Genomic DNA, 22,240 nt, shown 5'->3' on the forward strand with positions numbered 1-22,240 from the left:
GGACGTTCCGGTCGTACGCGTCGACCGTGGGCCGGTGCGGGGTGGTGCGCGGTGGTACGGGGTGGTGCGTGCGATGCGGATCGCGGGGATCGGTATCAGCATCTCATCGCCCGTGGGCAGGGCTTTATCGGGTGTGCAGCTACTCACGGGGGTGGGAAGCGGGCGTCCGGGCGGCGGGCGAGGAGGGTGGCGAGGGCCGCTCGGGAGGAGACGCCGGTTTTGCGGTAGACGCGGGACAGGTGGGTCTCGACCGTGCGGTGGCTCAGGGAGAGCCGTTCCGCGATCGCGGGACTGGTGAGGCCCTGGGCGACCAGTTCGGCGACCTCCCGTTCACGGGTCGTGAGGGTTGCGAGGCCGCGTCCGGGCGCTTCGGCGGCCCGGGTCACCTCGGGCTGGATCAGTTCGGCCAGGCCGGTCAGCATCTGGGCGCCCCCGGCGGCGGCCAGTCGCTGTCCCCGGCGCCAGGCCGCCACACCCCGGCGTGGGTCGGTCGGGGCGGTCGCCAGCACGGGGGCGCCGAGGAGCAGGGAGTACGCCTCCCAGAACGCGGCCCCGCTGCGGGCGCTCTCGGCGGCGGCCCCGGCGAAGAGTTCGGCCGCCGCGTTCGGGTCGCCCTGGCCCAGCGGGATGTGGGCGGCGCTGCGCAGGGCGGAGGCGCGCTGGATGGGCAGGTCGAGTTGTTCGGCCTCCTTGCGGGCCCGTTCGGCCCAGGCGTCGGCCGCGTCGTGGTCGCCCGTGGCGACGGCCGCGGTCACGAGGATCTCCAGGAACAGAGGGCGCATGGAGGGTTGAAGACCGTGCAGGCCGGGGCCGCCCGCGTGGAGCAGCGCGTCCCGGGCCCGGTCCGGGTCGCCGCCGACCAGGGCCGCGTAGCCGAGCATGCACCAGGCGATCGAGGCCCACCAGTTGCCGCCGAGGCCGGCCGCGGCCACCGCCGCCTCGGCCATGGCGAGCGGCCGGGGATCGCCGGGTGGGCAGGCGGCGATCAGCGCGTGGGCCTTGGTGCCGAGGACGAAGGCCAGCAGTTCGTCGCTGCCGATGCCACGGGCGATGTCCTCGGCCTCCTCCGACAGCTCGACGGCCGAGGGCAGTCGGCAGACCTGGATCCGGATGTGTGCCTTGCACAACAGCAGGTGCGGAAGGAGGTAGAGCTGTCCGCTGCGCCGGGCGATCGCCAGGCCCCGGTCGGCGTGCCGTTCGGCGTCGGCGAAGCGTTCGAGGAACGCCTCGGCCCAGCCGAGCCGGGCGAGCGGCTCGCACAGGCCGGTGAGGTCGTCGTCGGGGAGCGAGTCCACGAGAGCCCCGGCCCGGTGGGCGTAGCCGCCGGCCGCGGCCATGTCCCCCTCGTACGCCTCGCCGAGCGCGGCGACCGCCAGCGCGCACGCCTCGCCGGCCTCGTCCCCGAGGTCACGGGCCGTGGACAGGGTCCGGGCGACATCGGCTCGTACGGTCGGGTAGGAGGTGTCGTGCGGTGCGGAGGAGCCGAGTTCCAGGCCCAGCGCCACGGCGTCGGCCGGTGAGGGGCCCGGACTGCGGTGCAGTTCGCGGCGCAGGAGCGCGACCGCCTCCGAGTACCGGCCGAGATGGCGCTCCATGACGGCGCACAGCACGACCGCGGCCGTCCGCACGCCGGAGCCGTCGGCCGTGTCGGAGCCGTCGGCCGTGTCGGAGCCGTCGGCCGTGTCGGAGTCGTGGTGGGTGGCGCCGGTCCGGTCGGGCAGGGCGATCAGGGTGTGCAGCAGGTCGCGGCTCTCGCGGAGTTGGCCGCAGGCGCCCAGGGCGCGGGCCCGGGTCAAAGTCAGGGTCTGGCGCCGGGGAGCGTGTTCGGGTGTGTGCGGGAGATGGCGCAGCACCACGTCCAGCCAGTGTGCGCAGCTGGCGGGGGCGGTGTGGGCGGCCTGTTCGGCGGCCTCGATCAGAACGGCGGCGGTCGACGGGTCCCAGCCGGACAGCGAGCGCTCGGCGTGGTGGGCCCGCTCGGCCACCGGGGCGCCCAAGCGGGTCAGTTCAGCGGCGGCCAGGCCGTGGATCCGGGTGCGCAGCCAGGGGGCGATGCTCTCGTGGACGAGGCTGCGCAGGACCGGGTGCCGCAGGGCCAGCCGGCCGTCCGGGCCCGTGCGCAGCAGATCCCGCCGGACCAGCGCCGCCAGGTCGTCGGCGAGCTCGGCGTCGTCGCGGCCGGTCACGGGGCCGAGCATCGAGGTCGTGGCGTGGGCGCCGAGTACCGCGACGACCTCGGTCACGCGCAGCTGGGAGGGCGTCAGAGGGGTCAGTTCGTCGAGGAGGAGCGCTCCCAGGCCGGTCATGGAGAGGCGGCTCAGCGGGGCTCCCTCGCGGTGCGCGTGCAGGAGGGTGAGGAGGTAGAGGGGGTTGCCCTCGCTGGCCGCGAAGAGTTCGGCGGCCTCGGTGCGCGGCAGATCGGGGGCGAGCCCTTCGACGGACTCGCGTTCGCGGAGCGGGCCCAGCTCGATGCGCCGCACCGCGCCGGTGTCCGCGCCCCTGGCGAGGGCCGCGGCGAGCGGGGCCGGGGTCTGGCGGGCGCGGCGTGCGACGACCAGGAGGACCGGGGCGCGCACCGGATGGCGTACGAGGTGGTCGAGCAGTTCCAGGGAGGCGGCGTCCGCCCAGTGCATGTCGTCGAGGACGAGCACCGTCGGCGAGGCTCCGACGTGGGCCAGCAGGTCGGCGGTGGCGCGGTGGAGGCTGAAGCGGTCGGCCAGGCGCGGGGTGGCGCCCAGGACCGGGGCGACCTGGGCGGCGGCCGGGAAGGTGGCGAGCGCGGTGGGGTCGAGGTCGGCGAGGGCGTCGGTGAACGGCTGGAAGGGGATGTGGCGTTCGTACTCCGTGGCTCGGCCGCGCAGTACGGTCGACCCGCGCCGCTCGGCCCGTAGGCACAGTTCGTGGACCAGTCGGCTCTTGCCGATGCCCGCGTCACCGGTGAGGTCGGCCACCGCCGGTCCGTGGTCCGCGCGAGCCGACCCGTCGAGTAATCGCTCGAGTCGCTCCAGCTCCGCCGCCCTGCCGACGAGGGGCGTCCGGTCCCCGTCTGCCGCCCGGTCCGTCGCCATGCCCGTATCCATCCCTCCCCCCGTCCCGCCGTGTGTCCCTCCCCCGCCCGTGGTGACACCCCTTGAAGATTCCTGTCGCACGGCACCGACAAACCGGCCGCGGCGGGATGCTCGCGACGCATTGCGTAGTCGGGGTCCGTGAATCTACGGATGCCCGTTCCGGCTCGGGCGATTTGACTGGGTCTGCTCGGGGGAGGGCCGAGGGCGACGACAGGGACGGAGGAAGGCGCCGTCTGCGGGGGCGGTGCCCTGTCGTCGCCGTGGGCCTGGCTGCCGTACCCCGGCGGAGAATCGCGGACACCGCCATCGCCGATGCGTCGAGGAGCCGGCGACGGGCCGTGGGTGGGACACCTTTGCTAGATTGGTCTACACCACACGTGTTCCCTCACGGTTCCCGGCGAGCCCCTCTCCAGATCGGCAGGCCCAGCGTGGAAGTTGTCATCGTTCCCGATGCCAAGGCGGGCGGCGAGCTGATCGCCGAGGCCATGGCGGAGCTGCTCCGGCGCAAGCCCGACGCTCTGCTCGGCGTAGCCACCGGCTCGACGCCGCTGCCCATCTACCAGGCACTGGTGGCGAAGGTGGGCTCCGGTGCCGTGGACGCCTCGCGGGCGCGGGTCGCCCAGCTCGACGAGTACGTGGGGCTGCCGGCCGAGCACCCCGAGTCGTACCGCTCGGTGCTGCGGCGCGAGGTGCTCGAACCGCTGGGGTTGGGCATGGACGCGTTCATGGGCCCGGACGGCACCGCCGAGGACGTCCAGGCCGCGTGCGAGGCGTACGACAAGGCGCTGGCCACGGCCGGTGGCGTCGACCTCCAGCTGCTCGGGATCGGCACCGACGGGCACATCGGGTTCAACGAGCCCTGCTCCTCGCTCGCCTCGCGGACCCGGATCAAGACGCTGACCGAGCAGACCCGGGTCGACAACGCGCGGTTCTTCGGGGGCGACATCGAGCAGGTGCCGCATCACGTCATCACCCAGGGCATCGGCACGATCCTGGAGGCGCGGCATCTCGTCCTGCTGGCCACGGGTGAGGGCAAGGCGGACGCGGTCGCGGCGACCGTGGAGGGGCCGGTGGCCGCGGTGTGCCCCGCCTCGGCTCTCCAGCTGCACCCGCACGCCACGGTCGTCGTGGACGAGGCCGCCGCGTCCAAGCTGAAGCTGGCGGACTACTTCCGGCACACGTTCGCGAACAAGCCGGACTGGCAGGGGATCTGACTGCCCCCGAGGGCGCGAAGAGAAGCGCGAAGGGGAAGAAGGAAACAAGGAAGGTGCCGGGCCCCTGAGGTCCGGCACCTTCCTTGTCTTCCGTCTCGCAGGCCGTCACTCGCCCGCGATGACCTCCGCCGCCGCCCGGCCGCACACCCTCGCCGCGCCGTGCGTGGCGATGTGGAGGGCGCCCCGGGGCGGGGCCTGGGGGATGCCCATCTCGACCACGATCGTGTCGGGGCGTTCCCGCAACAGTGTGTCCAGGGCGGTCGCCATCCAGGGGTGCCGGTGTTCGTCGCGGACGACGGCGACCACGCGGCGGCTGCCCGCGGCGGCCAGGGCCGCCGTTGCCGCCCCCTCCCCCGCGAAGCTGCCCGTCTCCGTGCCGGGCAGCAGCCGGGCCAGTTCCGCGGCCACGCCCCAGGGGGTCTCGTCACCGACGGCGATGTTCGCCACCGGGGTGAAGGCCGCGACGAACGGCGCTGCGCCCACCGGCTCGTACGACGGCGCGCGTGTCACCGTCAGCGCGCGTCGGGCGGCGACGAGCCCCACGTCGGCCGTCTCCCGCTCGGCGGCCTGCGGAGCCGCGGATGCCGCCGCCGTCCAACGGGCCAGCGCCCGTACCCGCTCCGCCGCGTCCACGAGGCGCTCCTCGGAGAGTTCACCGGTGCGCACCGCCGTGACGAGGGCGTCGCGCAGACGCCGTACCGTCTCGTCGTCCGCGAGCCCGCCGCCCACACAGATCGCGTCCGCGCCGGCCGCGATGGCGAGGACGCTGCCCCGCTCGATGCCGTACGTCCCGGCGATGGCCTGCATCTCCATGCCGTCGGTGACGATGAGGCCGTCGTAGCCGAGTTCCTCGCGGAGCAGGCCGGTGAGGATGCGGCGGGAGAGGGTGGCCGGGCGGTCCGGGTCCAGCGCCGGGACCAGGATGTGCGCGCTCATCACGGCGCGCGTGCCCGCGGCGATCGCGGCACGGAACGGGGCGAGTTCGCGGGCCTCGATGACCGACAGGTCGGCGTCGATGCGCGGCAGCGCGTGGTGCGAGTCGACCGCCGTGTCGCCGTGGCCGGGGAAGTGCTTGGTGCAGGCCGCGACGCCCGCGGACTGGAGGCCGGTGACGTAGGCGGCGGTGTGTCGGGCCACCAGGTCGGTGTCGGCGCCGAAGGACCGTACGCCGATGACCGGGTTGTCGGGGTTGGAGTTCACGTCCGCGGAGGGGGCCCAGTTCAGGTTCACCCCGCAGGCCGCGAGGCGGTGGCCGAGTGCCGAGGCCACCTCCCGGGTCAGCTCCACGTCGTCGACCGCGCCCAGCGCGTGGTTGCCGGGGTAGGAGGAGCCGGCGCGGACCTCGAGCCGGGTGACGTCGCCGCCCTCCTCGTCGATGGCGACCAGGACGTCGTCGCGCTCCGCGCGCAACTGGGCGGTCAGGGCCGCGAGTTGTTCGGGCGAGACGATGTTCCGGCCGAACAGGCCGACGGCGGCGAGCCCTTCGCCGAGGCGGCGCAGCAGCCAGTCGGGGGCGGTGGTTCCGGTGAAGCCGGGCTGGAGGACGGCGAGCGCGTCGCGTGCCAAGCCGTTCTTGTCGGAAGAGGACGCGGTCGTACCACTGGCGAGTGTCGTCATCGGGTGGCGTTATCCCTTCACGGCGCCCGCGGTCAGCCCCGCGGCCATCTTGCGCTGGACGATGAGGAAGAGCACGACGATCGGCACGGCCATCATCGTGGCGCCGGCCATCATCGGGGCGTACTCGGTGCCGTGCTTGGTGGTGAAGTTGCCGAGCCAGACGGTGGCGGTCTGGTGCTCCTGGCTCATGAGCATCAGGGCGTAGATGTACTCGTTCCAGGCCTGGATGAACGCGTACACGGACGTGGCGACCATGCCGGGCGCGAGCAGCGGGAAGACCACCCGTATGAAGGCTCCGGTGCGCGAGCAGCCGTCGACCATGGCCGCCTCCTCCAGCTCCTTCGGGATGTTGACGATGAAGCCGCGCAGCGTCCACATCGTGAAGGGGAGGACGAAGGTCAGGTACGTGATGACCAGGCCGGAGAGCTTGTCGTACTGGTCCAGGTCGTTGAGCAGCAGGAAGACCGGGATGATCATGGAGACCAGCGGGACCATCTGGACCGCGAGGATGCCGACGATCACGATCTTGCGGCCGCGGAAGGCGAAGCGCGAGATGGCGAGCGCGGCCAGCATCCCCACCACGACGGCGATCACGACGACCGACAGGGAGACGATCAGGCTGCGGCCGACGGGACCCCAGAAGTCCGCGATGTCGAGGGCGCGACGGAAGTTGTCGAGCGTGAGCGCCGTGGGGAACAGGCTCGGGTCCGGGTCGATGGCGTCCTTCGCCGGCTTGAACGCCGTGTTCAGCATCCAGTAGACGGGGAAGCCCGCGGTGACGAAGACGAGGAGGCCGAGGAGGTTCCAGCCGAGCTTGGACTTCCCCCGGCGCCGGCCCGTCGTGGCGAGGGTACTCATTCGACCTCTCCGATCTTCAGCATCTGACGCATGTACACGGCGACCACGCCCAGCAGCAACAGCACGGTCAGCAGGGCGATCGCCGACCCCTGCCCGTAGTCGTTGACGACGAAGGCGCGGTCGTACGAGTAGGTGGTGAGGAGTTGGAACTCCGCCTCCGGGTGGCCGCCCCGCATCACGAAGACCTGCGGGAAGACGCCCATGTCCCAGATGACGGAGAGCGTCGTGAGCATCACGATGATGGGCTTGAGGATCGGGAGCGTGACGTAACGGAAGACGCCCCACGCGCCGGCGCCGTCCAGCCGGGCCGCCTCCTCCAGTTCGCTCGGCACCTGGGTCAGCCCCGCGCTGAGCGTGATGACGACGAACGGCACCGCGCCCCACACCACCAGGAGCATGATCACGGCCAGTCCCTGGGGGCCGCTGGCGAACCAGTTGTGGCCGATCATGTCGACGCCCGGCAGCTTGCTCAGCAGCGCGTTGAAGACGCCGTAGTCGGAGTCGAAGAGCCACTTGAAGACGGTGGTGGCCACGATGATGGGCATACCCCAGCTGGCCACGAGCGCGATGTTGATCAGCGTCTTCACCCAGCCCGAGACGCGCTGGAGGAGCAGCGCGATCAGCATGCCGAGGACCATGGTGAAGACGACGGACCCGCCGGCGAAGACGATCGTGCGGACGACGACCGTCCAGAACTCGCTGTCGCCCAGCACCTTGCTGAAGTTGTCGAAGCCGACCGACTCGGCCGGCTGGAAGCCCCAGAGCTGGGACTGCCCGAACTTCTGGAAGGAGAGGGTGACCAGGCGGACCAGGGGATAGCCCATGACCAGCGCGAGAATCAGCAGACAGGGTGCGAGCAGGGCCCAGGGGACCGCCGCCCCGCCCGAGGTCCGCCTTCTGCGTGGCGCCTTGGGAACAGCCGGTGGCGGTGCCTGCCGCGGCGGCGGCACCTTGGCGGGGGTGGTCGTGTCTGCGGCACTCATCGCGCGCTCCTCAGCGGTCCCTCAGGTCGTACGTGGTCGAAGCCCCGCACGGGGTCGTACGCGGGGCAGGCCCCACACGGTCGAACACAGGCGCAACACGCCCGGGCCGTACGCGGCCGGCGCCTCGCACGGTCGTACGCGGCCCGCCTCCGCACGGTCTGCGCGAGGGCGGACCCTCGCGGTCGTACACAGTCCGAGCCTCGCGCAAGGTCGCGCACGGGCCGGCCCCACGCAGGTCATGCGCGGTGGCGGGCCCCGGCGTCGTACACGGGTCGCTCGCCGGGGCGGGCCCTGTCGGTCCTGCGCGAGCGGCACCGCCCGGTTCTGCTCGGCTGGAGTCCGGCGCGGGTCGTGCACGGTCCGAACCCGTGCGGTCGGTTCCGACCGGGGCCGCCCGGCTCGTACGCGGCGGCCCGGCCTCGCACGGTCGTACGTGGCCGGGGCCCCGCGCAGTCGTACGTCGCCGGGGCCCGCGTGGTCGTGCGGGAAGCGGTAGGAACCTGGCCCAAAGGGCCTCGGCAGGCACGCCCGAGAACATCCCGGGATCGCCCCGGACGTACTCGGACGTGCCCCCGGAGGCACACCCCGGGCGAAGCCCAGGACGTGCCCCGGGGTCCCACCTCGCCCCGCGCTCACGTCACTTGGTGTTGATGACCTTGTCGATCGCGGCGTCCGCGTCCTTCGCGGCGGCCTCGACCGACTTCCTGCCGGTGCCGATGTTCTGCAGCATGGTCTGCAGGACCTGGGCCTTCTCGACCTGGCCCCAGCCGGGAGCCATCGGCACGAACCAGTTGGACTCGGCCGCGGTGGCCGGAACCACGGTCGCCGGGTCGTTCTTGAGGGTGGCGAGGTCGGTCTTGTTGTTGGGCAGGTTGCCCTTGGCCATCAGACCCTTCTGACCGGCGGAACCCGTGAAGGCGTTGATCCACTCGGCGGCGAGCGCCTGCGCCTTGGACTTCACCGGGACGGCGAGGTCGGAACCGCCGAGGAAGACGGGGAGGTTCTTGCCGGACGGGCCGGGCATCACGAAGTTCTCGAGGTTGCCCTTGAGCTTGCCGGTCTTGTCGTTCTTCGGGTCCTCGGAGGTCGCACCCTCCCACGCGGCGCCGAAGATCATGGCGGACTTGCCCTGGCCGTAGACGATGTAACGGTCGGACTCGTCCTTGGTCTTGTCGCCGTGCATGTACTTGTCGACGATGGTCTTCCAGTCGTTGAGTCCCTTGATGGACTCCGGGGACGACAGGTTGGCCTTCCACTGGCCGCCGTCCTCCTTGGCGATGGAGCCGCCGGCGTCGTAGACGAAGGACATCGCGGCGTACCAGTCACGCGTCGGCTGGTACCAGGCGCTGAACTTGCTCCCCTCCTTCTTCTGGATCTTGTCCAGGTCGGAGATGAGCTCCGTGTACGTCTTCGGGGGCGACTTGACACCGACCGAAGCCGCCACGTCCTTGCGCCAGTTGCCGACGCGGCCACCGGCGTAGTACGGCACGCCGTAGGTCTTGCCGTCGTAGGTGACGGAGGCCTTCAGGCCGTCCAGCCACGCGGCCGAGTTGTCGAGCTTCGACGCGTCGATGGGAGCGAAGGCGCCCTTGACCATGTAGCCGAGCATCTCGGTGTTGCCCATCTCGACCACGTCGGGGGCCTTGTCCGTGGCGAGGACCGCGTCGAGCTTGGTGTTCTTGTCCGGCCAGCCGTAGTACTCGTGGTTGATCTTGACGCCCGGGTGCGCCTTCTGCACCGCCGCGTCGGCGGCCTTCACCAGCTCGGGCCAGTTGTTCTGCGCGTCCACCGTGAGCCAGACGGTCAGTGCCTTCGCGTCCGCGCCCTTGTCCGACCCCCCGGACTTGTTGTCGCTGCTCCCGCACGCCGCGATGGAGACCATCATGCCCGCGATACCGATCGCGGCTGCCAGCTTCCGCTTCACGCCACCCTCCTCAGGGATGCCATAAACCCCCCTGCCCACCGCGGTGACACATGCCGAAGCGCTGCCGAGTACTGCCCGTGGGACTGGGACTGGACCAATGGTGTAGACCAGTACGGGGAGCTTGGCCTAGACCTAGAGGGGTGTCAAGGGTGTGTAAGCCCGACTGGTCGTCCGTTATGGGACCTACATATGCAAGGACCTTTAAGTAGGTAAGTGGCATAAACGGCGAGGCCGTTCACCGGCCTCGCGCGCCTCCCGGCCACCCCGAGTCGACGCTATGGACTAGACCAACGAGTACGCCGACGGTATATAGAGGGGATCACGGAGCGTGCGGAGGGACACTCACACACGAAGCCGTGCCACGATGTGAGCCGTGACCGGCGGGATGTCGGTCGCTTCGGCACCCGGAGCCGGGAAGGCAGAGCATGAGCACCGACGTCAGCAGTGCGGAGAACGAGGGTGGGGCCCCCATCCGTACCGCGCGCGTGCCCAAGTACTACCGCCTCAAGAAGCACCTGCTCGACATGACGGAGACACTGCCGCCCGGCACGCCGGTACCGCCCGAGCGCACCCTCGCCGCCGAGTTCGACACCTCGCGCACCACCGTGCGCCAGGCCCTCCAGGAACTGGTCGTCGAGGGCCGCCTCGAACGCATCCAGGGCAAGGGCACCTTCGTCGCCAAGCCCAAGGTCTCCCAGGCACTCCAACTCACCTCGTACACCGAGGACATGCGCGCCCAGGGCCTCGAACCGACCTCGCAGCTGCTGGACATCGGCTACATCACCGCCGACGACACCCTCGCCGGGCTGCTCGAGATCACGGCCGGCGGCCGGGTGCTGCGCATCGAGCGACTGCGGCTGGCGAGCGGCGAGCCGATGGCGATCGAGACGACGCACCTGTCCGCAAAGCGCTTCCCCGCACTGCGCCGGTCGCTGGTCAAGTACACCTCGCTGTACACGGCGCTCGCGGAGGTGTACGACGTCCACCTGGCGGAGGCCGAGGAGACCATCGAGACGTCGCTGGCCACACCGCGCGAGGCGGGTCTGCTCGGCACGGACGTGGGCCTACCGATGCTGATGCTTTCCCGGCATTCACTGGACCGGGAGGGGAAGCCGGTGGAATGGGTACGGTCCGTCTACCGCGGAGACCGCTACAAGTTCGTGGCGAGGCTGAGCCGCCCGAATCCCTGAGGTCAAGGCTAGTTCGCGTTTTTCTCGCGCATGACGTCCGGCCGACTCGGGAAATTCGCCGCGAGATTCGTCGGCATAAAGCAAGGCAGATGCGCCAGTAGCCGGAGCCGGCTTTACTGGCGCATCTGTCACGTGCGCGAATCGACAGCTCACCAACCCGCCGAGCCGCCCTCTCGCGATCTGACTGGGCGGTGACGTACGCGTAGGCGCCGCAGGTGTCCACGTAGAGGGTGCCACCGTCTTCGAGACAGACGTGGAAATTGACCAGAGCGCCTGACCCCCGCTGGAGTCCCCGCTGCTGACGGACCACTCCGCCACCACGCCCCTGCCGTCCTTGCGGTTGCCCCTCAGGCCGAATATCCCGCCGTCCGGCTCGACGTAGGCTTCGCCGTCGCCCCGCTCGGGACCCCAAGAGGCCGCCTTCGTGCATGCGTACTCACGAGCCGTCGACGCCCAGGCGGGTGAGGCGGACGAAACGGTGACACAGAGTACAACTCGAGCCAACACAAATCGGACCACAGCGGGGCAAGAGAAATCAGGAATCCAGGCTTCCGTAAATAGCGTGCGCAATTCGGGAATTCCGTCGGCGCCACCGGATTCGGAATGCGGTGATCATGAATGATTTGCGCGACCACGGACCGATTGCCCGGCTCTGTCGGGAACATGGGCCCGCCCCCGCACATGGTGGTTCGAACCACCGTCATCCGGATCCTCGTCGCGCCGATCAGCCCTGTGCGGACCGATATGCGGGCGAGGGGTTCCGCTGGGCTGACACCGTCGCCTAGATTGCCTGCGCATTGCACAGGTGAACAGCGAGGGGACGGAGCCGCCGTATGTCAGACGTGTCAGACGTTTCAGACGCGCCGAAGGTCGAACCGCCGGTGGTGACACCGATCCGGGTGGTCATCGCCCTGTGCCTGATCGCCCCGTTCGTGGCGATGCTGTGGGTCGGCTCCTACGCCAAGACCGACCCGGCGTTCATCGGCATCCCGTTCTTCTACTGGTACCAGATGCTGTGGGTGCTCGTCTCCACGGCGCTCACCGTGACCGCGTACCAGCTGTGGCAGCGTGACCAGCGCGCCCGCGCCTCCCAGGGCGGGGGTGCGGCGAAGTGAAGGACGGTGTGAACGGCGTCGCGCTCGGCGTCTTCATCTTCTTCTTCCTGGCCGTCACGGTCATGGGCTTCCTGGCCGCGCGCTGGCGCAGGGCGGACGACGAGCACAGCCTCGACGAATGGGGCCTGGGCGGACGGTCGTTCGGTACCTGGGTCACCTGGTTCCTGCTCGGCGGCGACCTCTACACGGCGTACACCTTCGTCGCCGTACCGGCGGCGATCTACGCGGCGGGCGCGGCCGGCTTCTTCGCCGTTCCGTACACGATCCTCGTCTACCCACTGATCTTCACGTTCCTCCCCCGCCTGTGGTCGGTCTCCCACAAGCACGGGTACGTGACGACCTCCGACTTCGTGCGCGGGCGCTTCGGTTCGAAGGGCCTGTCCCTCGCCGTGGCCGTGACCGGCATCCTCGCCACCATGCCGTACATCGCGCTCCAGCTGGTCGGCATCCAGGCCGTCCTGGACGTGATGGGCGTGGGCGGCGGCGAGAACACGAACTGGTTCGTGAAGGACCTTCCGCTCCTCATCGCGTTCGGCGTGCTGGCCGCGTACACCTACTCCTCGGGGCTGCGGGCGCCCGCCCTGATCGCGTTCGTGAAGGACACCTTGATCTACATCGTGATCGCGGTGGCCATCATCTACATCCCGATCAAGCTGGGCGGGTTCGACGAGATCTTCAAGGCGGCGAGCGACAAGTACACGGCGGCGGGGGCGGGCGGGCTCGTGCCCGCCGAAGCGGGCCAGTGGACGTACGCCACGCTCGCGCTCGGGTCGGCGCTCGCGCTGTTCATGTACCCGCACTCGATCACGGCGACGCTCTCCAGCCGCAGCCGTGAGGTGATCCGCCGCAACACCACGATCCTTCCTCTCTACTCCCTGATGCTGGGGCTGCTCGCCCTGCTCGGGTTCATGGCGATCGCGGCCGGGGTCAAGGTCACCAACGGTCAGCTCGCCATCCCCCAGCTCTTCGAGAACATGTTCCCGGACTGGTTCGCGGGGGTGGCCTTCGCGGCGATCGGCATCGGAGCGCTCGTGCCGGCGGCCATCATGTCCATCGCGGCCGCGAACCTCTTCACCCGCAACATATACAAGGACTTCATCAAGCCGGACGCGACCCCGCAGCAGGAGACCAGGGTCTCCAAGCTGGTGTCACTGCTGGTGAAGGTGGGCGCGCTGGTCTTCGTCCTGACGATGGACAAGACCGTCGCGATCAACTTCCAGCTCCTGGGCGGCATCTGGATCCTCCAGACCTTCCCGGCGCTGGTCGGTGGCCTGTTCACCCGCTGGTTCCACCGCTGGGCGCTGCTCGGGGGCTGGGCAGTGGGCATGCTGTACGGCACGCTCGCCGCGTACGGGGTCGCCTCTCCCACCCAGAAGCACTTCGGCGGCAGTTCCAAGGAGATCCCGGGCATCGGGGAGATCGGCTACATCGGTCTGACGGCCTTCGTCCTGAACGCCGTGGTCAGCGTCGTCCTCACCTTCGCCCTCCGCGCCTTCAACGCGCCCGACGGCGTCGACGAGACGTCTCCGGAGGACTACACGGCGGACGCGGGCGACCCGGGCGTCGAGGCGGAACTTCCCCCGGCCACGGCCGGTTCCACCCACTGAGCCCGGGGGCCTCGCCCCCAGGCCCCGGGTTCGTGCGTTGACTGCGGGTGGGTGGAGGCTGGTCGCGCAGTTTCCCGCGCCCCTAAAAGCCTGGGGCGCGGGAAACTGCGCGCCAAGCCTCCACCCACCCGCAGCCGAAGAACCGCGCGAACAACCCCCACGGGCCGTCGGACGAAAATCCGGCGGCCCGTTCCCACACCCTGTTGCACACTCACCGGCATGGACCTCAGCATCAGACACGCCCACCCCCACGAATACGACCGCATCGGCGAGATCACCGCACAGGCCTACCTCGGCGACGGCCTGCTCGACTTCGGGGAGAGTGACGAGTACCTCGGCGAACTGCGGGACGTGGCCAAACGGGCCGCCGCCGCGGACGTCCTCGTCGCCGTCGACCACGACCACATCCTCGGCGTCGTGACCTTCGTACCGCGCGGCGGCCCCATGGCCGACATAGCCCGCCCCGGCGAAGCCGAGATCCGTATGCTCGCCGTCGCACGCGAGTCCCGCGGCCGAGGTGCCGGCGAGACCCTCGTCCGCGCCTGCGTCGACCACGCACGCGCCACCACCGGCTGCGTACGCGTCGTGCTCTCCACCCAGCGCACCATGCACGCCGCCCACCGCATCTACGAACGCCTCGGCTTCACCCGCACCCCCGACCGCGACTGGAACCCGCTCCCGGACCTCGACGACATCACTCTCCTCACCTACGAGTTGACACTCTGACACCGGCACGACACAACATCTGGTGGTGTCACCGCAGCCCGGCACAAGATGTATGCTCATGCTCGCTGTCGCCGCAGGGGAATCCGGTGCAAATCCGGAACTGTCCCGCAACGGTGTACTTGTACGTGTTCGCACGCCCGCGCCCATGTACTCGCGTCAGTCCGAGGACCTGCCGACAGCGCGCCCGGCCATCCGGCCCGGGTGCATGACGTCCGGGCCTCGCGGAATGGGCCGGTGGACGCGACGCCGTGTGCGCTCGTGAGCTGCCCTGCCCTCCGCCAGGCCCCGTGCCTAGCGAGGGAGAGCCCCAAGTGACCATCGCGCCAGCCGACCCGGCTTCAGCTACCGCTTTCGCACAGCAGAAGCAGGAGCAGCAGCGGAAGCAGGCCCCGGTGGAGACGGACGGTCCCGGTACCACGCTGCTGCGTACCCTGACCGACCTCACCGCCGACCTCCCCGACGCCGACCCCGGCCGGGTCGCCGCCGCCACGCTGCGCGGCCGGTCCGCGCGCGCGGACGACACGGAACTGCGCGAGCTGGCCACCGAGGCGGCCGCGGGCCTCATCTCCGAGGACCCCGCCTACTCCCGGCTGGCGGCCAGGCTGCTGACGATCAGCATCGCGGCGGAGGCCGCCTCGCAGGGCGTCACGTCCTTCTCCGAGTCGATCGCCACGGGTCACCGCGAAGGCCTGATCGCCGACCGCACGGCGGAGTTCGTCCAGCTGCACACGGCCCGGCTGGACGCGCTGATCGACACCGACGGCGACGACCGCTTCGGCTACTTCGGCCTGCGCACCCTGCACAGCCGCTATCTGCTCCGGCACCCGATCACCCGCAAGGTCATCGAGACGCCCCAGCACTTCATGCTGCGCGTGGCGTCGGGCCTGGCCGAGGACGACACGAACCGGGCCCTGGACGAGGTCGCGGCGCTCTACGGGCTCATGAGCCGCCTCGACTACCTCCCCTCGTCCCCCACGCTGTTCAACTCCGGTACACGGCACCCGCAGATGTCGTCCTGCTACCTCCTCGACTCCCCACTGGACGAGCTGGACTCCATCTACGACCGCTACCACCAGGTGGCCCGCCTCTCGAAGCACGCGGGTGGCATCGGTCTTTCGTACTCCCGGATCCGTTCGCGCGGTTCGCTGATCCGCGGTACGAACGGGCACTCCAACGGGATCGTCCCGTTCCTGAAGACCCTCGACGCCTCGGTCGCCGCCGTGAACCAGGGCGGCCGGCGCAAGGGCGCGGCCGCGGTCTACCTGGAGACCTGGCACTCCGACATCGAGGAGTTCCTGGAGCTGCGCGACAACACCGGTGAGGACGCCCGCCGTACGCACAACCTGAACCTCGCGCACTGGATCCCGGACGAGTTCATGCGCCGGGTCGACGCCGACGGGCAGTGGTCCCTCTTCTCGCCCTCCGACGTGCCCGAGCTGGTCGACCTGTGGGGCGACGAGTTCGACGCCGCGTACCGCAGGGCGGAGGCGGCCGGTCTCGCCAAGAAGACCATCCCGGCCCGTGACCTCTACGGCCGCATGATGCGTACCCTCGCGCAGACCGGCAACGGCTGGATGACCTTCAAGGACGCCGCCAACCGCACCGCCAACCAGACGGCGGAGCCGGGCCACACCGTCCACTCCTCGAATCTGTGCACCGAGATCCTGGAGGTCACGGACGACGGGGAGACGGCGGTCTGCAACCTCGGCTCGGTCAACCTCGGCGCCTTCGTCGTCGACGGGGACATCGACTGGGAGCGGCTGGACGAGACGGTCCGCACCGCCGTCACCTTCCTCGACCGTGTCGTCGACATCAACTTCTACCCGACCGAGCAGGCCGGCCGGTCGAACGCGAAGTGGCGGCCCGTGGGCCTCGGCGCGATGGGGCTCCAGGACGTCTTCTTCAAGCTGCGCGTGCCCTTCGACTCGCCCCGGGCCCGCGCGCTCTCCACCCGGATCGCCGAGCGGATCATGCTCGCCGCGTACGAGGCTTCGGCCGACCTCGCGGAGCGCAGCGGCCCGCTCCCGGCCTGGGAGAAGACCCGTACGGCCCGTGGCGTCCTGCACCCCGACCACTACGGCGTGGAGCTGACCTGGCCGGAGCGCTGGGCGGCGCTGCGGGAACGTATCGCCGCCGTGGGCATGCGCAACTCCCTCCTCCTCGCCATCGCGCCCACCGCCACCATCGCGTCCATCGCGGGCGTGTACGAGTGCATCGAGCCGCAGGTGTCCAACCTGTTCAAGCGCGAGACGCTCTCCGGTGAGTTCCTCCAGGTCAACTCCTACCTGGTGAACGAGCTGAAGAACCTCGGCGTGTGGGACGCGCAGACCCGGGAGGCGCTGCGCGAGTCCAACGGTTCGGTGCAGGGCTTCACCTGGGTCCCGCAGGACGTCCGCGACCTGTACCGCACGGCCTGGGAGATCCCGCAGCGCGGCCTGATCGACATGGCCGCCGCCCGCACCCCGTTCCTGGACCAGGCCCAGTCCCTGAACCTCTTCCTGGAGACGCCGACCATCGGCAAGCTCTCCTCGATGTACGCGTACGCCTGGAAGTCCGGCCTGAAGACGACGTACTACCTGCGCTCCCGCCCGGCGACCCGTATCGCCCGCGCCGCCCAGGCACAGGCCCAGCCCGAGAAGACCATCCCCGTGCAGGCGATCCCCGACGAGGACGCCGTCGCCTGCTCCCTTGAGAACCCCGAGTCCTGCGAGGCCTGCCAGTAATGAGCTCCACCGAAAAGAACCTGCTCGACCCGGGCTTCGAACTCACGCTCCGCCCCATGCGTTACCCGGACTTCTACGAGCGCTACCGGGACGCCATCAAGAACACCTGGACCGTGGAGGAGGTCGACCTCCACTCGGACGTGGCCGACCTCGCGAAGCTCTCGCAGGGCGAGCAGCACATGATCGGCCGGCTGGTCGCGTTCTTCGCGACGGGCGACTCGATCGTGTCGAACAACCTCGTGCTGACCCTCTACAAGCACATCAACTCCCCCGAGGCGCGCCTGTATCTCTCCAGGCAGCTGTTCGAGGAAGCGGTCCACGTCCAGTTCTATCTGACCCTGCTGGACACCTACCTCCCCGACCCGGAGGACCGCGCCGCCGCCTTCGACGCCGTCGAGAGCATCCCCTCGATCCGCGAGAAGGCAGAGTTCTGCTTCAAGTGGATGGACTCGGTGGAGAAGCTGGACCGTCTGGAGACCAAGGCGGACCGGCGTCGCTTCCTGCTCAACCTCATCTGCTTCGCCGCGTGCATCGAGGGCCTCTTCTTCTACGGCGCCTTCGCGTACGTCTACTGGTTCCGCAGCCGGGGTCTGCTGCACGGTCTCGCCACCGGCACCAACTGGGTGTTCCGCGACGAGACGATGCACATGTCCTTCGCCTTCGAAGTGGTGGACACCGTGCGCAAGGAGGAGCCGGAGCTCTTCGACGACCAGCTCCAGCAACAGGTCACCGACATGCTGAGGGAGGCCGTCGAGGCCGAGCTGCAGTTCGCGCGCGACCTGTGCGGTGAGGGCCTGCCGGGCATGAACACCGACTCGATGCGCCAGTACCTGGAGTGCGTGGCCGACCAGCGTCTCCAGCGCCTCGGCTTCGCCCCGGTGTACGGCTCCGAGAACCCCTTCTCCTTCATGGAACTCCAGGGCGTCCAGGAGCTGACCAACTTCTTCGAGCGCCGCCCCTCGGCGTACCAGGTGGCGGTCGAGGGCTCGGTCGGCTTCGACGAGGACTTCTGACGGTACGACACCGGTGATGCCGGGACCGCGCGTTGCGGCCCCGGCATCACCGCGTCTCGTCCATGGGCCGTCCATGCACCGTCCATGGACCCCCTATGGGGCGGCAAAGTTCTTCGGGCGTGGCTATCCGGGCGTCATCGGCCCCGGCTAGGTTCTGGCCGTCCTGACATGTCACGTACAGCGGCGTGGCGGGGCGCTGGATTGGCATGCCCATGGCACATCCGCACCTTTCTCACGCTACGCGCGTCACGGGCCTGCCACGCAACGCCGAGAACCCCCACTTCCGGCTGTGGAGCCGTGCGCGGCCCTACCCCGGCCCGCACGGCACCGGCCTCAAACCGATGGAGGCAGCACCCATGCGTGAGACACCCCCCAGCAGGCCCGCCCGGCGACTGCGAAGACTTCTGACCGCCGCCGCGCCCGCCCTCGCCCTCACGGTCGCCGGACTCATGGCGGCCCCGGCCGCGAACGCGCAGCCGGCGCCGACCACCGCCAAGCCCTCCCGGGCCGCCCAGAACGCGAAGGCCCTGACCGCCCCGGCCGCGCAGGCCGTGCACGCCACGGGCAAGGCGGGCCAGAAGGTGCCGACCACACACCTGTGCGGCGCCCCGACGGCCGGTCACGCGGCCTGTTTCGCGCAGCGCCGCACCGACATCAAGCAGAAGCTGGCCGCCGCGATCTCACCGAACGCCGCCGCCGCGGTGTCCGGCCTGAGCCCGGCGAACCTGCACAGCGCCTACAACCTGCCCTCCACCGGCGGCTCCGGCCTGACCGTCGCCGTGGTCGACGCGTACAACGACCCCAACGCGGAGTCGGACCTCGCGACCTACCGTTCGCAGTTCGGCCTGTCGGCCTGCACCAAGGCCAACGGCTGCTTCAAGCAGGTCAGCCAGACCGGCTCGACCAGCTCCCTGCCGACCAACGACACCGGCTGGGCGGGTGAGGAAGCGCTCGACATCGACATGGTGAGCGCGGTCTGCCCGAACTGCAACATCGTCCTCGTCGAGGCCAACTCGGCCACCGACTCCGACCTCGGCACCGCCGAGAACGAGGCCGTGGCGCTGGGCGCGAAGTTCGTCTCCAACAGCTGGGGCGGCTCCGAGTCCTCCTCGCAGACCAGCGAGGACACCTCGTACTTCAAGCACCCGGGCGTCGCCATCACCGTCTCCTCCGGTGACTCCGCCTACGGCGCCGAGTACCCGGCCACGTCCCAGTACGTGACCGCCGTCGGCGGCACGGCCCTGTCCACCAGCTCCAACAGCCGCGGCTGGACCGAGTCCGTGTGGAAGACCAGCAGCACCGAGGGCACCGGCTCCGGCTGCTCCGCCTACGACGCGAAGCCGAGCTGGCAGACCGACACCGGCTGCTCCAAGCGCATGGAGGCCGACGTCTCCGCGGTCGCCGACCCCGCCACCGGCGTGGCCGTCTACGACACCTACGGCGGCTCCGGCTGGGCGGTCTACGGCGGTACGAGTGCCTCCTCGCCGATCATCGCGGGTGTGTACGCCCTCGCGGGCACCCCGGGTTCCAGCGACTACCCGGCGAAGTACCCGTACTCCCACACCTCCAACCTGTACGACGTGACCAGCGGCAACAACGGCTCCTGCTCGCCTTCGTACTTCTGCACCGCGGCCACCGGCTACGACGGCCCGACCGGCTGGGGCACCCCGAACGGCACCACCGCCTTCGCCTCGGGCACCAGCACCGGCAACACGGTGACCGTCACCAACCCGGGCAGCCAGTCCACCACCACCGGCGGTTCGGTCAGCCTGCAGATCTCGGCCAGCGACAGCGCGGGCGCGACGCTCACCTACAGCGCGAGCGGTCTGCCGACCGGCCTGTCGATCAGCAGCTCCACCGGTCTGATCTCCGGCACCGCGAGCACGGCGGGTACCTACAGCGTCACCGTCTCCGCCTCCGACAGCACGGGCGCCTCCGGCTCCGCCTCCTTCACCTGGACCGTCAGCTCCTCCGGCGGCGGCACCTGCACCTCGGCGCAGCTGCTCGGCAACCCGGGCTTCGAGTCGGGCAACACCACCTGGAGCGCCAGCAGTGGCGTCATCACCAACTCCAGCAGTGAGGCCGCACACGCCGGTTCGTACAAGGCCTGGCTGGACGGCTACGGCTCGACGCACACCGACACGCTCTCCCAGTCGGTGACGATCCCGTCCGGCTGCAAGGCCAGCTTCACCTTCTACCTGCACATCGACACCGCGGAGACCACCACCAGCAGCCAGTACGACAAGCTGACGGTCACCGCCGGGTCGACCACCCTGGCGACGTACTCGAACCTCAACGCCGCCTCCGGCTACAGCCAGAAGACCTTCGACCTGTCCTCGTTCGCCGGGTCCACCGTCACCCTGAAGTTCAGCGGTGTCGAGGACTCCTCGCTCCAGACCAGCTTCGTCGTGGACGACACCGCCGTCACGACCAGCTGACCAGTGGGGCCCTGGCCGGCGTCGCGGCCAGGGCCCTGTGTCCCTGTGTGGATCCTGATGCGGGGGTGGCACGTCCAAGCGACAAGGAGGTGCCACCCCATGCGCCGTACGACCCACCATCGGATCCTCGCCCTCACGGCCCTGACGCTGCTCCTCGCGGGCTGCGGCACACAGGGCGGCGGTGACGCGGGCGGCAGCCGCACCGTGTCGCCGTCCCCCACGACGAGCCACCAGAGCTGCGACACGGCTCCCGCGGAGCTCGGCGCCGCCGACACCGGCCACACGTACTGCCTCACGGCCGGCGGCGTACTCCGCCTCACCCTGGACGGCACCACCAGTCGGCCGTGGACCCCTGTCAAGGTCAGCGGCGCCGGGCTAGAGGCCACCAACAGCGGCGTCGTCCTCCAGGCGGGCGACGCGAGCTCCGCCTTCAAGGCGGTCTCGGCGGGAACCGCCCACCTCACCTCGTCCCGGCCGCTCTGCGCGACCGCCCCGGGCAAGGTGTCGTGCAAGGGCATTCAGGAGTGGACGGTCACGGTGCTGGTCACGAAGTCCTAGCTGACGGTCGATGCGCCGCTCGTGGGCCGCGCCGATCAGCGCGGGCAGGGCCAGGACCACGAAGATCGCGAGGACGGTCAGGATTCCGGCGGTGGTGTCCATGAGTGTCTTCATGAACACCACTGTCGTACCGCTCGCCCCTCGGCGTCAGTGGCAGGACTGCCGTAGACCCTCGATTTCCTGCCACTGACGAGGCACACTGGCGGGCATGCTGAAAAACGTGGCCGCGGTCCTGCTCGACGGTGTGCACCCCTTCGAACTCGGGGTCGTCTGCGAGGTGTTCGGCATCGACCGCAGCGACGACGGCCTGCCCGTCTACGACTTCGCGGTCGCCTCCGCGGAGGGCCCGACCCTGACCACCCACGCGGGGTTCTCGCTGACCACCGAGCACGGCCTGGAGCGCCTGGAGAGCGCCGACCTCATCGCTCTCCCCGCCGGGAACTCCTATGTGTCCCGGTCCTATCCGCCCGAACTGCTCGACGCCCTGCACCGCGCCACGGACCGCGGCGCCCGGGTGCTCAGCGTCTGCTCCGGCGTCTTCGTGCTCGGCGCGGCCGGGCTCCTCGACGGGCGGCGCTGCGCCGTGCACTGGCACCACGCCGAGGAGCTCACCCGGCAGTACCCGAAGGCGATCGTCGAACCGGACGTGCTGTACGTGGACGAGGACCCGGTGATCACCTCGGCCGGCACCGCCGCCGGAATCGACGCCTGTCTGCACATCGTCCGCAAGGAACAGGGCCCCGAGGTCGCCAACGCCATCGCCCGCCGCATGGTGGTGCCCCCGCACCGGGACGGCGGGCAGGCCCAGTACATCGAGCGCCCGCTGCCCCGCTCCACCTGCGACACGGTCGGCGAGGTACTGGTGTGGATGGAGCGCCACCTCGACCGGGAGGTGACCGTCGAGCAGCTCGCGGCCCGCGCCCACATGTCCCCGCGCACCTTCGCACGCCGCTTCCAGCAGGAGACCGGCACCACCCCCTACCGCTGGATCCTGCGCCAAAGGGTGCTGCTGGCACAGGAGTTGCTGGAGGCGTCGGACGAGACGATGGACGCGATCGCGGGCCGCACCGGGTTCGGCACCGCGGCCGCGCTGCGCCACCAGTTCGTCCGGAGCCTGGGGACGACCCCGCAGGCCTACCGGCGCACGTTCAGGGGCCCGCGGGCTGCCTGAACGCGCACCGGTACGGACACCGGGTCACCGCGGAC

At 70.2% G+C, this 22,240-nt stretch carries 15 protein-coding genes and 1 riboswitch; of the genes, 10 read left to right on the forward strand and 5 right to left on the reverse strand.

Annotation, left to right across the window (positions count from 1 at the left end; all coding sequences use genetic code 11):
* Positions 1 to 143 precede the first annotated feature (143 nt).
* Positions 144 to 3,068: a helix-turn-helix transcriptional regulator gene (locus SMIR_RS11550; RefSeq protein ID WP_168495406.1), complete on the reverse strand. Its 2,925-nt coding sequence runs from the start codon at positions 3,066 to 3,068 to the stop codon at positions 144 to 146.
* Between the two features lie 428 nt (positions 3,069 to 3,496).
* Here SMIR_RS11550 and nagB point away from each other — a divergent pair, with 428 nt between their 5' ends.
* A complete protein-coding gene (gene nagB, locus SMIR_RS11555; RefSeq protein ID WP_168495403.1) occupies positions 3,497 to 4,282 on the forward strand; it encodes a glucosamine-6-phosphate deaminase in 786 nt (261 codons plus the stop codon).
* A 105-nt stretch (positions 4,283 to 4,387) separates the two neighbouring features.
* Here the strand turns inward: nagB and SMIR_RS11560 are convergent, their stop codons facing one another.
* From SMIR_RS11560 to SMIR_RS11575, 4 genes are all read right to left on the reverse strand, one after another.
* A complete protein-coding gene (locus SMIR_RS11560; RefSeq protein ID WP_168495401.1) occupies positions 4,388 to 5,899 on the reverse strand; it encodes a glycoside hydrolase family 3 protein in 1,512 nt (503 codons plus the stop codon).
* Positions 5,900 to 5,908: 9 nt separating this feature from the next.
* The gene (locus tag SMIR_RS11565; protein ID WP_168495399.1) at positions 5,909 to 6,757 is read right to left on the reverse strand and encodes a carbohydrate ABC transporter permease; all 849 of its coding nucleotides are present in this window, start codon (positions 6,755 to 6,757) and stop codon (positions 5,909 to 5,911) included.
* On the reverse strand, positions 6,754 to 7,740 hold the full coding sequence (locus SMIR_RS11570) for a carbohydrate ABC transporter permease (protein WP_212726960.1): 987 nt from the start codon (positions 7,738 to 7,740) through the stop codon (positions 6,754 to 6,756). The genes SMIR_RS11565 and SMIR_RS11570 overlap by 4 nt, the downstream gene beginning before the upstream one ends.
* A gap of 637 nt (positions 7,741 to 8,377) precedes the next feature.
* Positions 8,378 to 9,664, reverse strand: a complete 1,287-nt coding sequence (locus SMIR_RS11575) for an extracellular solute-binding protein (protein WP_212726961.1) — start codon at positions 9,662 to 9,664, stop codon at positions 8,378 to 8,380.
* Positions 9,665 to 10,089: 425 nt separating this feature from the next.
* Between SMIR_RS11575 and SMIR_RS11580 the strand changes: the two genes are divergently transcribed.
* The 9 genes from SMIR_RS11580 to SMIR_RS11620 all read left to right on the forward strand — a co-directional run bounded on the left by SMIR_RS11580 (position 10,090) and on the right by SMIR_RS11620 (position 22,205).
* Positions 10,090 to 10,854, forward strand: coding sequence for a GntR family transcriptional regulator (locus tag SMIR_RS11580; RefSeq protein WP_168495395.1), 765 nt, complete (start codon positions 10,090 to 10,092; stop codon positions 10,852 to 10,854).
* An 833-nt stretch (positions 10,855 to 11,687) separates the two neighbouring features.
* Complete coding sequence (locus tag SMIR_RS11585) at positions 11,688 to 11,969, forward strand: DUF3311 domain-containing protein (protein ID WP_095852672.1); 282 nt, start codon at positions 11,688 to 11,690, stop codon at positions 11,967 to 11,969.
* A complete protein-coding gene (gene mctP / locus SMIR_RS11590; RefSeq protein ID WP_168495394.1) occupies positions 11,966 to 13,576 on the forward strand; it encodes a monocarboxylate uptake permease MctP in 1,611 nt (536 codons plus the stop codon). The genes SMIR_RS11585 and mctP overlap by 4 nt, the downstream gene beginning before the upstream one ends.
* Positions 13,577 to 13,795: 219 nt before the next feature.
* On the forward strand, positions 13,796 to 14,302 hold the full coding sequence (locus SMIR_RS11595) for a GNAT family N-acetyltransferase (protein ID WP_168495393.1): 507 nt from the start codon (positions 13,796 to 13,798) through the stop codon (positions 14,300 to 14,302).
* 52 nt (positions 14,303 to 14,354) lie between these two features.
* A riboswitch (cobalamin riboswitch) is annotated at positions 14,355 to 14,493 on the forward strand.
* Between the two features lie 120 nt (positions 14,494 to 14,613).
* On the forward strand, positions 14,614 to 17,025 hold the full coding sequence (locus SMIR_RS11600; protein ID WP_422664424.1) for a ribonucleoside-diphosphate reductase subunit alpha: 2,412 nt from the start codon (positions 14,614 to 14,616) through the stop codon (positions 17,023 to 17,025).
* Complete coding sequence (locus SMIR_RS11605; protein ID WP_054228144.1) at positions 17,025 to 18,038, forward strand: ribonucleotide-diphosphate reductase subunit beta; 1,014 nt, start codon at positions 17,025 to 17,027, stop codon at positions 18,036 to 18,038. The genes SMIR_RS11600 and SMIR_RS11605 overlap by 1 nt, the downstream gene beginning before the upstream one ends.
* 356 nt (positions 18,039 to 18,394) lie before the next feature.
* A complete protein-coding gene (locus SMIR_RS11610) occupies positions 18,395 to 20,476 on the forward strand; it encodes a putative Ig domain-containing protein (protein WP_168495392.1) in 2,082 nt (693 codons plus the stop codon).
* A gap of 99 nt (positions 20,477 to 20,575) precedes the next feature.
* Positions 20,576 to 21,034 (forward strand): hypothetical protein, encoded by a 459-nt coding sequence (locus SMIR_RS11615; RefSeq protein WP_168495391.1) that lies wholly within the window; start codon positions 20,576 to 20,578, stop codon positions 21,032 to 21,034.
* 208 nt (positions 21,035 to 21,242) lie between these two features.
* The gene (locus SMIR_RS11620; protein ID WP_168495389.1) at positions 21,243 to 22,205 is read left to right on the forward strand and encodes a GlxA family transcriptional regulator; all 963 of its coding nucleotides are present in this window, start codon (positions 21,243 to 21,245) and stop codon (positions 22,203 to 22,205) included.
* Positions 22,206 to 22,240 lie beyond the last annotated feature (35 nt).

Source organism: Streptomyces mirabilis (assembly GCF_018310535.1).
Lineage (GTDB): Bacteria > Actinomycetota > Actinomycetes > Streptomycetales > Streptomycetaceae > Streptomyces.

Excerpts from the sequence above, each read along its gene's own strand:
- SMIR_RS11550 (WP_168495406.1), bottom strand. The coding sequence starts at position 3,068 with ATGGCGACGGACCGGGCGGCAGACGGGGACCGGACGCCCCTCGTCGGC.
- SMIR_RS11560 (WP_168495401.1), bottom strand. The coding sequence starts at position 5,899 with ATGACGACACTCGCCAGTGGTACGACCGCGTCCTCTTCCGACAAGAAC.
- SMIR_RS11565 (WP_168495399.1), bottom strand. The coding sequence starts at position 6,757 with ATGAGTACCCTCGCCACGACGGGCCGGCGCCGGGGGAAGTCCAAGCTC.
- SMIR_RS11570 (WP_212726960.1), bottom strand. The coding sequence starts at position 7,740 with ATGAGTGCCGCAGACACGACCACCCCCGCCAAGGTGCCGCCGCCGCGG.
- SMIR_RS11580 (WP_168495395.1), top strand. The coding sequence starts at position 10,090 with ATGAGCACCGACGTCAGCAGTGCGGAGAACGAGGGTGGGGCCCCCATC.
- SMIR_RS11585 (WP_095852672.1), top strand. The coding sequence starts at position 11,688 with ATGTCAGACGTGTCAGACGTTTCAGACGCGCCGAAGGTCGAACCGCCG.
- SMIR_RS11595 (WP_168495393.1), top strand. The coding sequence starts at position 13,796 with ATGGACCTCAGCATCAGACACGCCCACCCCCACGAATACGACCGCATC.
- SMIR_RS11605 (WP_054228144.1), top strand. The coding sequence starts at position 17,025 with ATGAGCTCCACCGAAAAGAACCTGCTCGACCCGGGCTTCGAACTCACG.
- SMIR_RS11610 (WP_168495392.1), top strand. The coding sequence starts at position 18,395 with ATGCGTGAGACACCCCCCAGCAGGCCCGCCCGGCGACTGCGAAGACTT.
- SMIR_RS11615 (WP_168495391.1), top strand. The coding sequence starts at position 20,576 with ATGCGCCGTACGACCCACCATCGGATCCTCGCCCTCACGGCCCTGACG.
- SMIR_RS11620 (WP_168495389.1), top strand. The coding sequence starts at position 21,243 with ATGCTGAAAAACGTGGCCGCGGTCCTGCTCGACGGTGTGCACCCCTTC.